The organism is Sedimentibacter sp. zth1 (assembly GCF_017352195.1).
Taxonomy (GTDB): Bacteria; Bacillota; Clostridia; order Tissierellales; family Sedimentibacteraceae; genus UBA1535.
The window spans coordinates 191,610-205,936 of record NZ_CP071445.1 but is presented as its reverse complement, the minus strand read 5'-3'; the positions used below and the strand labels follow the sequence as shown (position 1 = coordinate 205,936).

General features: G+C 30.2%; 9 protein-coding genes. 1 reads left to right on the top strand and 8 read right to left on the bottom strand.

Annotated elements, in window-relative coordinates:
- Positions 1 to 272: 272 nt before the first annotated feature.
- The 8 genes from JYG23_RS01020 to JYG23_RS00985 all read right to left on the bottom strand — a co-directional run bounded on the left by JYG23_RS01020 (position 273) and on the right by JYG23_RS00985 (position 13,010).
- Entirely contained in the window at positions 273 to 809 is a 537-nt protein-coding gene (locus tag JYG23_RS01020; protein WP_207236607.1) for a hypothetical protein, read from the bottom strand.
- 1,367 nt (positions 810 to 2,176) lie between these two features.
- Entirely contained in the window at positions 2,177 to 3,190 is a 1,014-nt protein-coding gene (aroF, locus tag JYG23_RS01015; RefSeq protein WP_207236606.1) for a 3-deoxy-7-phosphoheptulonate synthase, read from the bottom strand.
- A gap of 27 nt (positions 3,191 to 3,217) precedes the next feature.
- Positions 3,218 to 4,822 (bottom strand): hypothetical protein, encoded by a 1,605-nt coding sequence (locus JYG23_RS01010; RefSeq protein WP_207236605.1) that lies wholly within the window; start codon positions 4,820 to 4,822, stop codon positions 3,218 to 3,220.
- A complete protein-coding gene (locus tag JYG23_RS01005; RefSeq protein ID WP_207236604.1) occupies positions 4,815 to 5,528 on the bottom strand; it encodes an ABC transporter ATP-binding protein in 714 nt (237 codons plus the stop codon). Before JYG23_RS01005 ends, JYG23_RS01010 begins: the two co-directional genes overlap by 8 nt.
- Positions 5,529 to 5,559: 31 nt before the next feature.
- Complete coding sequence (locus JYG23_RS01000) at positions 5,560 to 6,201, bottom strand: SdpI family protein (protein WP_242631606.1); 642 nt, start codon at positions 6,199 to 6,201, stop codon at positions 5,560 to 5,562.
- Entirely contained in the window at positions 6,182 to 6,463 is a 282-nt protein-coding gene (locus JYG23_RS00995; protein WP_207236603.1) for an autorepressor SdpR family transcription factor, read from the bottom strand. The genes JYG23_RS01000 and JYG23_RS00995 overlap by 20 nt, the downstream gene beginning before the upstream one ends.
- A gap of 108 nt (positions 6,464 to 6,571) precedes the next feature.
- The gene (locus tag JYG23_RS00990) at positions 6,572 to 11,731 is read right to left on the bottom strand and encodes an Athe_2463 domain-containing protein (protein ID WP_207236602.1); all 5,160 of its coding nucleotides are present in this window, start codon (positions 11,729 to 11,731) and stop codon (positions 6,572 to 6,574) included.
- Positions 11,732 to 11,744: 13 nt separating this feature from the next.
- Entirely contained in the window at positions 11,745 to 13,010 is a 1,266-nt protein-coding gene (locus JYG23_RS00985; protein WP_207236601.1) for an S-layer homology domain-containing protein, read from the bottom strand.
- Positions 13,011 to 14,102: 1,092 nt separating this feature from the next.
- Here JYG23_RS00985 and JYG23_RS14730 point away from each other — a divergent pair.
- Positions 14,103 to 14,252, top strand: a complete 150-nt coding sequence (locus tag JYG23_RS14730) for a helix-turn-helix domain-containing protein (protein WP_242631605.1) — start codon at positions 14,103 to 14,105, stop codon at positions 14,250 to 14,252.
- Positions 14,253 to 14,327: the final 75 nt, after the last annotated feature.

Genomic DNA, 14,327 nt, shown 5'->3' with positions numbered 1-14,327 from the left:
ATTGTAATTTTCATATAAATTTATTTTTTATAATATTTCTAATTCAACTTTTTCTGATTTTTTGCAATAAAAATCCCGTTAGTCAACATCTCATTTTATTTTAATCATTAAAAAAACACTTCTTAAATAAGTGTTTTTACTAATTTTAATTTTGTTATATTACATTTATTAATATTTATTGTATGATAATTTAAAATATATAAAAGTATGTTTACTAATAAACAATTTTAATACTATAGAAAAAAATTTTTATAAAAATACTCAAGGATTACTTAATCTAAACCTCCCTTTAGATCACAGATAAAACTTTTTGCAAATTCTTGTTGTTGAATATAAACATTCTGTGCTTCTGGTAAATAACAAATTCCCTTACTTAATACATTATCTTCTATATACTTAATTGTTTGTTCTAATGTTTGTCCTCTAACAGAACCAGTTATCAAAGACTTTACAATTAGATAGGTTTTGCCTCCTTCAATCATATGTGCGTCATGAAGAATTTTGCCTTCAAGTGTTATTGCCATTTTATCTTTCTGTGATTCCCATGCGATATTGATAATCCTTTCTATCATATCGTTGGATATTTGCTGTGTTTTCAACCAATCAACTATACATTCTTCACTATTATAAATAAATCCATGGAAATATGCAGAATATGTTAAAATATCTCTATCTACTTTATAATTGCCCACTTCTAATAATTTATTAACATATTTAAGTACCCTTTCTATATGAGATAAATTATGCATTATGTCTTTATTTTGATAATACGGTACAACAAAGGTTAAAAGATTTTCTGTGTTTATCATTCCTACCTCCTATAATATTTTTCATCAATAACTTCTCATTTTATGTCATTACATACTTATTTTATTATACAGAAAATAAAATTCAATTTCAAATATTTAACATAATTATATATAAATGAAAATTGCAATATGTAATACACACATATTTAAATTTAATTAAGCAACCCTATTTTCATAAATTATATTTGCAAAATAATACCCTAATATTTTGTGTGAATAATTATTTATCCACGTTTCAATCCTTTTGAAGACCTCAGAGGATGACATATAAAAAATGACTTCAAAGACTGGCTGTAACAAAGACTACAGAGCCTAGCAATAACACTAATAAAATTGACAAACGCAAGACTAGCTAAATAGCATGAAGAATAATTTCACTGTCAAAGCCTTGTGGAGCATTGAAAGAATTGTACAAAGTGGAGCGAGCGTTCTAAGCCAATTTAGTCTTGCCTCAAAAACTTATCCACGCATTTGGCTTTTGCGAGCAAAACTGCAGTTACAATTCTCAATGCGCAACACAGCGAAAGAAAGAAAATTATTCCTTCCTATTGAGGACATCGGAGAGTGACCTATAAGGAATGACCTCAGAGGATGGCTATAACACGAACTACAGAGCCTAGCAATAACACTAATAAAATTGACAACCGCGAGACTAGCTAAATAGCATGAAGAATAATTTTACTGTCAAAACCTTGTGGAGCATTGAAAGAATTGTACAAAGTGGAGCGAGCGTTCTAAGCCAATTAGTCTTGCTTCAAAAACTTATCCCGCGTATTTGGCTTTTGTGAGCAGAACTGCAGTTACAATTCTCAATGCGCAACACAGCGAAAGAAAGAAAATTATTCCTTCCTATTGAGGACATCGGAGAGTGACCTATAAGGAATGACCTCAGAGGATGGCTATAACACGAACTACAGAGCCTAGCAATAACACTAATAAATTGACAACCGCAAGACTAGCTAAATAGCAAGAAGAATAATTTCACTGTCAAAGCCTTGTGGAGCATTAAAAGAATTGTACAAAGTGGAGCGAGCGTTCTAAGCCAATTTAGTCTTGCCTCAAAAACTTATCCACGCATTTGGCTTTTGCGAGCAGAACTGCAGTTATAATTCTCAATGCGCAACACAGCGAAAGAAAGAAAATTATTCCTTCCTTTTGAGAACTTCGGAGAATGACTATAAGAAATGACTTCGGAGGCTGGCTATAACATGAGCTATAGTAACTGACTGAACATGACATCGTAGACTAGCTATAACAAGAACTTCAAAGACTAACTGTAACATAACCTCAGGAACTAGCTGTTAATTAAAAAGCCTCTTCAGTCTGGCTTTACCATGACCTCAGAGGCTTACATAAACATAGTTGCTTTAAATTGTTCTGTTTTCTATTTCAGCAAGCTTAGAAAGTGTCTTCATAAGCTCATCAAACCTTTTAGGCTTAATCGATTGACCACCATCACAAAGTGCATTCTCAGGATCATTATGAACTTCAATAATAAGTCCGTCTGCTCCGACAGCAATTGCTGCTTTTGCAAGTGGCTCTACTAGCCACCAAAGTCCTGTTGAGTGACTTGGGTCTACTATAACTGGTAAATGACTTAATTTCTTAATAACAGGGATAGCACTCAAATCAAGTGTATTCCTTGTATAATTTTCAAAAGTTCTAATTCCTCTTTCACAAAGAATTACATTTTCATTTCCTCCAGCCATAATATACTCAGCTGACATCAAAAGTTCCTCTATAGTTGCTGAAAATCCCCTTTTCAAAAGGATTGGTTTATTAGTTTTTCCAAGCTGCTTTAACAAATCATAGTTTTGCATATTTCTTGCCCCAACCTGAATTACATCAACCTCTTCGACAAACCTATCAATATAATTAGTTGATGTTATCTCTGTTACAATTGGAAGACCTGTTTTTTCACGAGCAATTTTAAGCAAATCAAGCCCTTCTAGCTCAAGTCCTTGAAAGCTATATGGTGATGTTCTAGGTTTAAACGCTCCACCTCTCAAAAATCCAGCCCCAGACATTTTTACGCTCTCCGCAACGGACAGTAGCTGTTCTTTACTTTCAACAGAACAAGGTCCTGCAATTATAGCAAGCTTTTTATCACCAATTTTTTTATCACCAATTTTTACTATTGTATCATCTGGGTGATATAATCTATTAGATTTTTTATATGGTTCTTTATCAAATATTATTTTTTCAACACATTCATAAATTGTAAGCGAACTTGCATCAATACTATTTGTATCTCCAACCAAAACTAGGAAGTGATAATCACTTCCCCTTGATTCATGTACATCACAACCTAATTTTGTTATTTTATCTTTTATTTCATTTACGTCTACATCTGTAGCATTGTTTTTTAATACGACTATCATTATAGTCCTCCAGTAACGTTAACTTAATCATTGCAATTCAAGAAATTTTTCTTTCCCTTTAGTATTTATAATGATTATACACGCAACTGTAGCCAAACACAAGACTAAACCAAGAATTAGTGCGTAAAACTCAAAAGAAATTAAATCTGAAACTTTGACTAAATACAAAGCAATAAATCCCACCATTAATAACATACTACCAATCATACTTATAAACACACTAGCACTTTGCTTTACAATAACCACATCCGAAGCATCCGTACGCGGATATTTTAAATTAACCATCAATCCAAATACTGAAACAAGTATAGCAAGTATAGTAGGTAAAACAAATGCTATAACAAGTTGAATTACAGTATATTCAACACTAAATACAAAGAATAATATACTTAAGTATAAGGCTGGCAATATCATGGTTAAATTTACAAGTATTTTTGATATAAATATATTACTAATATCCATTGGCAACGATTTAGCTATCCACAAATTATTTCCTTCAGTTGAAATACTGCTACAAGTTGTTGATGACATTGATACCATTAAACACATTGCAGCTATTGAAAACATAGGTAGAATTTCACTTATACCTGGTATCTCAATCATTTTTTCTAAGACTTCTCCACCGCTAAAAAGCAAAATAAATGATATTGCAAGTAACATAATCATTCCAATACTTGTATTCAGCACATATATATATGATGACAAATACCTTTTTATCTCTTTTTTATACAAAGCTGTAATAATATTAGATTTTTTTAACTTCTTCATTGTATAATTCGACTTAGCTGATGATTCAGAAAATTTAGACAATATTTTAAAATAGCGTAATGACAATACGTATGTAAATAATATTGCAGGCAATAAAGATATTAAAACAAATTTTAATAAATCTAAAATCTCAAAATTAACTAATGAATTATAGAAAAATTGTGATGGAAAGTACAATTTAAAAAACATTTCCTGTATTGATTTTACATTCTCAGTTATATAATTCATAAAGCCTTCCATATTGAAAGATGAATACATAATCAGTAATATCAACCCAATGCTAATAACTATAGTTACTAAATTTTTATGTTTAAATTTATTACTTATTAAACCAAGCAAATACCCAATAATCACTGATATAATCAAAGGAATCATTGGAATAAACAACCATTCAACTATATACATTATCCAAAACTCTACTGAAAAACTAGTATAGTATGTATACACACAACCCAAAGGTAAAACTATCAACAATGAAAACAATAAGCTCTCAATATACAATGTAGAAATTTTACTTATCATTAGTGTATATTTAGAAACTGGTATTGACAATAAAAAATCTTTATCTTTTACATTAAACAAATAGCTTTGAGCTTGATAAATAGTAGCAAATAATATAACAAATGATGTTGCAATCAAACCAATTGGTAAAATTAAATCAATCATATTCATTTCAGCCAATGTTTTAGCTACTAAAATAATATTTGTCGCACATGAAAACAACAAACATCCAGCTAAAATTACTACTAATAGTTTTGAGGATAATCCACTTTTTTTATCCTTAGAATACTCATTTTTAACTATTTTAGATGGATTCAATATTGATGTCAAATTAACCTTTAATAATAATAAAAATTTACTCATTTTCAATCAACTCCAAAAATATTTCTTCAAGTGAGCTATCACCTTTAACCTTTTCCATACTTCCTGTAGCCATTAAAGATCCTTTTTTAATTATAGCAACTTTATTACAAAGCTTTTCAGCTACCTCTAATACATGAGTTGAGAAAAATATTGCAGAACCCTTTGAACACATTTCCTTCATGTACTCTTTTAAGGTATGTGAAGCTTTAGGGTCTAATCCAACAAATGGTTCATCTAAAATCAAAAGCTTAGGTTCATGAATTAATGCAGAAATAATTGCAAGTTTTTGTTTCATACCATGTGAATAAGATGCAATAGGGCTTCCTAAATCACTTGTAATTTCAAAAGCATCAGCATATTTTTTTATTCTTTGCTCTCTTAATTCAGAATCAATATCAAATATATCTGCTATAAAATTTAGGTATTTTATACCTGTCATAAATGGATAAATATCAGGATTGTCTGGTATAAATGCAATTTCTTTTTTACATTCAATAGGATGTTTTTTTATCGACTTACCATTGATTAATATTTCTCCCTCTTCAAAGTCAAGTATTCCAACTACTGATTTAATAGTCGTTGTTTTACCAGCACCATTATGACCAATAAAACCAAAGATATCTCCTTTTTCAATGTGTAATGTCAAGTTATTAACTACTTTAACATTCTTAGAATACATTTTCGTGAAATTATTAATTTTTAACATTTTACTCCTCCTTGTTATATATATATTTCTTCTAAATTCCTTTTTTATAAAGCACATATGAGTAAATTATAGGTATTATAACTAACATTAATATTACTATAATTGAAATTGGAAAACTAATATTACCAATGAAGCAACTGATAACCATAAGAACCCCACCAATCATCCACAAATATCCAGCTAAGTGATGTGTTTTATTCCAATTTTCTTCACTATGCAATGTCCAAGGCAATTTTATACCCATAGTATAATTTTGTTTTATCTTTGGTAGATAATTACCTATAACTATAAATATGATGCTAACAAATAATGGTACATACAAACTTAACTCAATTTTCACACCAATAGCAATAAACAATGTCATGGACTCTAAAAGTATTGTTAAAACTGGAATGAACCATTTAAATAAATTTCTCATTCTAGTTGAAAAGTGAGCTTTTTTAGGGTCATTGTCTAAAAAAATATTAACAATAATGTTTAAAGCAGCCATAAGTGCTGGTAAAGCAAATACTGCAAAGCTTTTTGAAACATAATTATCTGGCTCATTGTTTACATTAAAATGTATTGCTACACTATCTGGTAACCTATCATATAAGGTTATCCCTAAAATTATTGGCGACAAGCAAAGTATTGTTGATATAATAAGTGTAAAATCAATCTTTTTCTTCATCATTATTACCTCCAAATTGTGAAAACCACAGCATAATTTCTTCAAATACTGAAACATTAATTTCATAATATATATAATTTTTATACTTTGTTTCAAAAATAAGTCCTGCTTTTTTTAATTGAGATAAATGATATGAAATTGTTGCACCTGTCATATCAAACTTCTGACCAATTTCTCCAGCAGACATCTTACCTTTCTTAAGCATTACCAGGATTTCTCTTCTAATCGGAACTGATAACGCCTTAAATGTTTCTGGAAATCCCACCAAATCACCTCGTATTTCTATTTAGAATTCTTTCTAAATAGATTATGCAACTTTTTATTAAATATGTCAATACCTATTTAGATTTTTTTCTAAATAGGTATATGTTTTCTACCACGATCTATGAAGTTGCCAAAAATCATCACGATTGTCAATATATATCTTTACATCGCTTGCTTCAACCCAGTCATTATTGAAGTATGCTGTAAATCTTAATGTTAATTCTTGTTTTTTATCACTTCCCCATTTTATTATTACATAACCGTTATCATTTACCCATTCTTCATCCCAATAGCTTAAGTTCCACTCTTCGTTAGTTATATTATCTGCACCAAGCCATTGCTTGTATTTTTTATCTATCGGTCTATCATCATTTATAATTTCTACTGATACACGCTCACATACTACTGAACTTTTTTCATTGATTGTTGTTGTCTCTGCACTTGTCATTAGTGCTTCACCATTCCAATATGTATTGTCATCCCTAAATTTATCTGGATATTTTTCATTGTATATGCTTCTGTTTTCGTCCCATTTTGGTGCATGTTTTACATGTCCTTCTATCCATAAATCATGTGCTGTAAAATCTTTTGTAGCAACTGCAGTTTCTCCATAATCATCAGTTATTGTTGTAACAAGTCTATAGTCTCCTAAAGGTATGTCATCTATTAAGTTTATATTGTAATCATCATAGCTTGTACCGTTGGGATTAACATCTTTTAAGATAATTTTGAATGGATGCACTAAGTCAGACTGTTTATACAATTCAACCTTTATATTTAATTTTGTAAGGTCTTCATCATGGAATTTAAGTAAAAACGAAACATCATCATTTTCATATATGTATGAATCATTGATATTTGCTTTTATTTCACTATCATCAATTACTGGTGGAGTATTGTGAATATATTGATAAGTTATATATTTTGTTTGCTGTTCCCCACTTGGAAGTGTAGCTACATATTTTGCTGTGTAATTTCCGTCTGGTGCTGCTGATGATGTAGAAGTAATCAAGTTCCAATTATTATATACACCATTTAGAGTATATGTTTTTGCATATGGTGTTCCATTAAACATAGTTACTTTTACGTTTGAATTTGTATATGATTTATTTACATACTTGGTTGTTGTTGCTGTTATTGAGTAATTTTTATCTGCTGTAATTTTTATATCTTTTGTTTTACCTTGTAACATTGGTTGCAAATTTATTGGTGTTTTAACTTTGACATTGAAAAATATATCTTTGTATCTTGTTGGTACTGCAGTATCAACAGCTCTTATTCTCATTGAATAATCATCACTTTTGAGTGTTGCAGGAATGTTGTATTTTATATCATTCCAATTTATGTCTTGGTTTGTTTTTGTAGCTGTACTTGTTGAATAAATTACTGATTTTGTTGGTGCAATTTCTTTACTGCCTTTCATCAAGGTTAATTCAAGTTTTAAATCAAATGGATAACGTGTATGCATGTCATATGCTATTAGATTTTCACTTGCCGGCACTCCGTTTAAACTAAACTGTGAAAGTTCTGTTTTTAGTTTAGCTTCTAATTGTGCAGGAGGTATTGTCGGTAATTCAAAATTCATTATGAACGGATCACTCCATACTCCAAAATTATCCTTAACTATATATTCAAGCTCATATTTTGCAGGTTTTAAATTGTCTGGTATTTCGTAAATCCATTCTGTTGCTCCTACTTCATGATATTTGATTTTTCTTTCCCTTATACCTTTTGTACCCTCTGGATCTTTATATTGCATATCAGGATCATATGATTTATCTACCCATGTAGTTTTATAAGTACCATTTGTATTATTGAAAGTCCAATCAAGCTTTGCTTTTGCTATAGGTTTTCTGTGAACATATATTTTAATTTCTGCTATATTTGATATCTCACTTTCACTCGGCTTTTCAGCTGGATTATCTTTAACTCGTCTGTAAAATGTGTATTCACCTGACTTTGTTAACTTATTTGGCAATGTACTTAAATTAAATGCATTTTCATCAAATACTATTCTCGTATTAACCTCTTGTCCCATTGGATTATCAAAGTAGTTTTGGTTATGTACTACTTGAAAGCCATCAAGGACAATCGCATCTCCTTCTAGGTCTACATCAGCAAAACTGACATTAAATACTTCATCTTTTAATACAACGATACCTCTTTCTTGTGGATTGTCATTACTTATATATTCAATTATTTCTTGTTGTATTGTCTGTAAATCTTTTGTACTATCAATAAATAAATCTTTTTTTATTCTAGTATCATTTCGAACTGTACTATTTCCTATTACTATTACTTTACTATCTGCTAAATTCATTATTGTCTGATAATCAGTTAAATTATTAACTCTGTCATTAGCAAAATAAATTAAATATTTATTACTTGTATCTCTATAGGTCGGTTTAAATTGTTGTTTAACTGGTTTATATATAGTACCACTATAATAACCTGTGTAATCATCAAACCATTGCCAATCTGACACCCATACTTGAGTAGTTTTTCTCACTGTTCCACTATAATATTGAGTAAAAGAATATGAATATCCTAGATACGTTCCATTGTCCATTATAGCTGTAGAACTATAATTTGCTATACCTCCACTTCTACTAAGCGTTCCTACAAATCCACCACTATTATAACTAATAGACGTTGGGGTCCTATTACCATCGGTTGTTTTTGGCAACATTACTTTACCAGATTGCGAACGACTAGCTGTTTCTGTTCTTGTTTCTGTTTTAGTTACATATTCACCCATATCTTTTTGATAGTCATTATTAACTACACGATACCTACTTAAAGTTCCACTATAACCATTGCTAGAGTAAGAGATATTACTTGGCGGATAACTTCCACCTGTGTGTTTACTTGAACTTGCTCCTTGTTCATAGATATATGTATGTAAATCCCAAATCTGAACACTTGGATTTAAGCTTTTTCTTATTAGGTTATTCATAAAATTAACTCTGGTTGAAACAATATCATTATTTAATTCTCTAGCAATATTCTCGTCATTTAAAACAATTAAATCTACCTCCGGATAATCAAATGGAACATCAACATATATTTCAGTACTTGGAGCAAGATTATCTACATAGAAATTTCTTTCTAATGTTTTAGTTTTTTTATCTGCCTCAGTTATAAATTGTTCAAGTGTTTGTTCTCCATCACCAAATGTCTCTTCAACATAAAATACTATTTTATATGTACCTAATTTTGTTGGTGTATACGAGGCTAATTCACTACTACTACCACTTTTAATTAATTTCTCTGCTATATCATCATTATCCTCATCGTAATACAACTTATATGTATCAACTGTTATTTTATCGCCATCTGTAGATACTGCCTCATAAGTCATACTAAGCTGTTCGTTTCTTGTTAATACAAAGTTCCATATGTTACATAGCACAGCAGGCTCATAATCTGGTACTACTTGTAACCAATATGTGTAATCATTACTTATATGGTAACTATTAGGAATATCATCCCTCTCAATATATCTAGGATTAACAGTACATAATACCTGTAAATTCACATTAATGTCTGTTTCATATGATTTTGAAATAAATTCAATTGAATTATCATCTTTACTTCCTATATATATAGCCTCTCCCATTACATCAAAATTAATTGGAGTAATTGTAGAGCGTGCTAATAGGTAGCTTGTATTTACAGACCTAGTATCATTTATTGCAGTTAGTAGTCTATTCTCCTTTTGTTTACCTGTAACAAATACTTGAGTTTTAGGCTTTGTTGTATAAACTTTTACAAATGAACTATATATACTTGTTACCCCATTTGGACTTATATAGGTTATTTCATAGTTATATATTTCATCTCTTCCTGTTAGTGGGAACAACCACTCTCCATTTAAAAACTGTTGTTCTTCATATCCCGTCAATAGCCTTCCATTTAGTTTAGTAGTTCTTTCCTCGCCATTCACCAAATCCGTATTATCATATAATTTAAATTTTTCAGTATCTAGCATATAATATGGAGCATCTATATCAATATATAACGGAATTTCAACTTCAGGTATTTCTTCAGGTATAATTTTCTCTACTTCATCCTTACCAGTAAAACGTAGTTTTTCATCTATTACATCATCGTCTTGTAACGGTACATCAGTATCAAAAATTACTTTAGCAGTTCCTGTAAGTTTTATTGTAACCTCTTTGGTTTCAAAATCTATCCTGTTTTTAAGTTTAGAATAAGGTATAGTTATGTTAAACATATATGCTGTTTTAGGGTTTTTATCTGTCACATCAAAGGATTCGCTTTTTCCTGTTATATCATTATGTATTGTATAAACCCAACCTTTTATATCTTTTCTATTATTTACTATTTGTCTTAATGCATCATCATCAAACAGCACATCTTCGTCTACTTTATCGTACAACTTATTATCTATTAATGCTGCATCCATTCTTACATTAAGAGTAACATCATCACCATCTTTTAAACTATCGAAATTAGCTATATTTAATGTACTTTCATCAAATTCAGCTATAACGCTTACTAATTCTTCATCGGTTTTCTTTGGAACAACTTTTCTAGGAGTTGAAAAATTGGCATACCATAGCTTTCCGTTACTAGCAACATGGTCCATTCTTATCTCTCCAACTGTATTTTCATTTGATAAAGATAATACATGGGCATAATTATACATGTCTTTGTTAGTAGAGGTACTTCTGCTATCATCCATACCAAATGGTGCGATTGACTTTATTTGCTCTCTTACTTTCGTAGTATAAGCTGGTTTATATGTATCAGTCGCCCTTTTAAACCATTCTCCTGATTTACGTAATCTATTAGCATTATAGTATGGATTCCCAGGCTCCCAAATCCTGTACACCCAGTTATATCTTGTTGGAGACATTGTCATTGCCTCATCAACAGGGAAATTTATATTCGTATATAGGTTTCCATTAACATCATATCCATGATAGCGGTATTCACCTTTTAAACCACCTTGTTCATAATATCCCTCGTTCTTTGTAACTGTTCCATTGATCAAATTTGTATCTTTTACTGTACCCTTTTTAAATTGATTACCTGGTACATTAGAATATGTTCCATAGCATATTATACCTTTTTCATTATATAACGTTAAATTAAATCTAAGCTTATCCTTATTTACTACAGGATACCCAAAAGGCACTGTGTCTTTATTTGCATATTCTACTCCAAAAGCATAAATCAAACTTGACAATAGCATTGTTAGTATCAATGCTATTGATACAGTTTTATTAATCTGTATTTTCAACTATAACACCTCTTTATTTCCAAGCATCTTTTAATGAAATTCTCATTTGCATACCATCATTTCCATAGGCTATAAAGAACCATCTACTATTTATTTCTTTCTCTACAACCTTTGACTCTTTTCCTGTATAATTTAAAGCAGTAACAAAATACTTCCAAGCTTCATCAAAATCATCTTCAAACAAAATTTTAAAAGTTTTTTCAAATGGTTCTTTGTAGTAAGTCAAGAAATATTCTCCCCACTTATCATTGTTAAATAAATATGTTTCATCTTCAATAAAAGCTGTCTTATTCCAAGTAGTAAAGTCATATGGGTAGAACTTTCCTGATAATTGTACTAAATCTGTAGTAAAAGTCCAATCAAGCCAATTTGTACCCATTATAATATCTTCCCAAGTAGGATCTCCGCTGTCATTACTTTCTCTAACATAATCCATTCTCTCAATAGTTTCATATCCTTCTACACAAATCGAAACATCACCCGCTCCTATATCTTCAGCACCTTTAGAAGAATTTGTTTTAAAAACTTCTGCAATTTCTATAATCTCATTTACAGGTTTACCATTATACATAGGAGCTACTACGGTATAATTACCACCCCAACCATCTCTAACTACTATTGACTTAGTTTCGCCAAAATCAACGGACAATCTCCTATCCTTATTCATCATTCTAAGTATTACTGTTGTTGCTTCTGCTCTAGTTATTGTATCTTGGGGTTTCATTTTGCCTTTATCGTTACCTTGCATTATACCTAGTGCATAGCAATCTATCATATCTTGCTTATATTTATCAGCTATTAAATGATAGTCATATATAGCATTTTTAATATATTCATTATAACTATTAGATGGATGACTTTCTTTAAGATATAGTGTATTAACTATTATTCTCGCAGCTTGTTCTCTTGTCAGATTATATCTGTAGTCATTTATAAAGGTCTTATCAGCTATCTTTAGTTCTTCAGCTTTTTGAATAAATCCATCAGCCCAATATGTACTATCTGTTTCAGGTACATCATAGTTAAAAGCTACTAGTACCATTTTTATAAATTCATCGGCTTTTACAGCTTTTCTAGATTGAAAAGTGCCGTCCCCATACCCGTTTACTATTCCTTTTTCTACCATTTCTTTTACATTTGAGTAAAACCAATCTGTTTCCTTTACATCGCTAAACTGCAAATCTTTTATTTCTTCATTTACTTCTTCATCACCATAAGCTATACACATATTTGCTAAAACAAGTGCTATAGCAAATATAAATACTAATATCTTTTTCATTTTTGCACCCCTCTTATTTTTACTATTAAATTGAATTTAAATATTTGAATTAATTTTAGATTTTAATTTGAATTATTTTATTATATTGAATATAAAAGCAAAATTGATAGGTAAGTACCAAGAATTACATTTCCATGCTTTTTTTACATATTTTAACATATTATGAGTTTGTTTGCAAACATAAAGTTTACACGTATTTGAATACATACTTTTGTAATTTTGTTTTATTATTTTCACATTATAAACGGTCACCTATACTTCTATATTTCAAAGAATAACTGTAAAAACTATTATTTCAACTATAACATTCTAGCTATAACAAGACGACAGAGGCTAGTTGTAACAAGACCTCATAGACCGGCAGCAACACTATTAAATCGACCAACGCAAGACTAGCTAAATATCAAAAAAGAATAATTTCACTGTCGAAGCATTGTGAAGCATAGAAAGAATTGTACAAAGTGGAGTGAGCGTTCTAAGTCAATTTAGACTAGCTTTAAAAACTTGTCCCACGCATTTGACTTTTGCGAACAAAACTGCAGTTACAATTCTCTATGCGCAACATAGCTGAGTAAAGAAAATTATTCTTTCTTCTTTAAGGACATCATAGTATAACTTGCAAATAAATGCACCCAAAGGCTGGCTGTAACAAGAACTACAAAAACTGACTGTAAGAAGACCTCAGAGGTTGACTGTAACAAACCCTCAGAGACTGGATTTAACAAAAACTTCAAAGACTAGCAATAACCCTATTAAATCGACCAACGCAAGACTAGCTAAATATCAAAAAAGAATAATTTCACTGTCGAAGCATTGTGGAGCATAGAAAGAATTGTACAAAGCAGAGTGAGCGTTTTAAGTCAATCTAGACTAGCTTTAAAACTTGTCCCACGCATTTGACTTTTGCGAACGAAACTGCAGTTACATTTCTCTATGCGGAACATAGCTGAGCAAAGAAAATTATTCTTTCTTCTTTAAGTAAAATGAAATAGTAAATTCCACAATGCACTACTAAATTCCACCCAAAAATATAAGTGGAATTTAGTAGTGCACAAAGAAAAATAGAAGTATAATGTAATTGGTTGTTTACCTGTGCAAATAAAGAGGTTAATCATGAAAAACAATCAAAAACATCTAACTTTAAGTGAACGTATAATTATTGAACAATCATTAAATGAAGGTAAATCCTTTAAATCTATTGCAAATCAGCTACATAAAGACCCAACAACTATCTCAAAATAAGTAAGAAAACATAGAACAATTAAGTTAAGAAAAGACACTTCAAGAATCATAAAGTGTGATAATTCTAAGGAGTGT

Excerpts from the sequence above, each read along its gene's own strand:
- JYG23_RS00985 (WP_207236601.1), bottom strand. The coding sequence starts at position 13,010 with ATGAAAAAGATATTAGTATTTATATTTGCTATAGCACTTGTTTTAGCA.
- JYG23_RS01000 (WP_242631606.1), bottom strand. The coding sequence starts at position 6,201 with ATGATGAAGAAAAAGATTGATTTTACACTTATTATATCAACAATACTT.
- JYG23_RS01010 (WP_207236605.1), bottom strand. The coding sequence starts at position 4,822 with ATGAGTAAATTTTTATTATTATTAAAGGTTAATTTGACATCAATATTG.
- JYG23_RS01005 (WP_207236604.1), bottom strand. The coding sequence starts at position 5,528 with ATGTTAAAAATTAATAATTTCACGAAAATGTATTCTAAGAATGTTAAA.
- JYG23_RS01020 (WP_207236607.1), bottom strand. The coding sequence starts at position 809 with ATGATAAACACAGAAAATCTTTTAACCTTTGTTGTACCGTATTATCAA.
- aroF (WP_207236606.1), bottom strand. The coding sequence starts at position 3,190 with ATGATAGTCGTATTAAAAAACAATGCTACAGATGTAGACGTAAATGAA.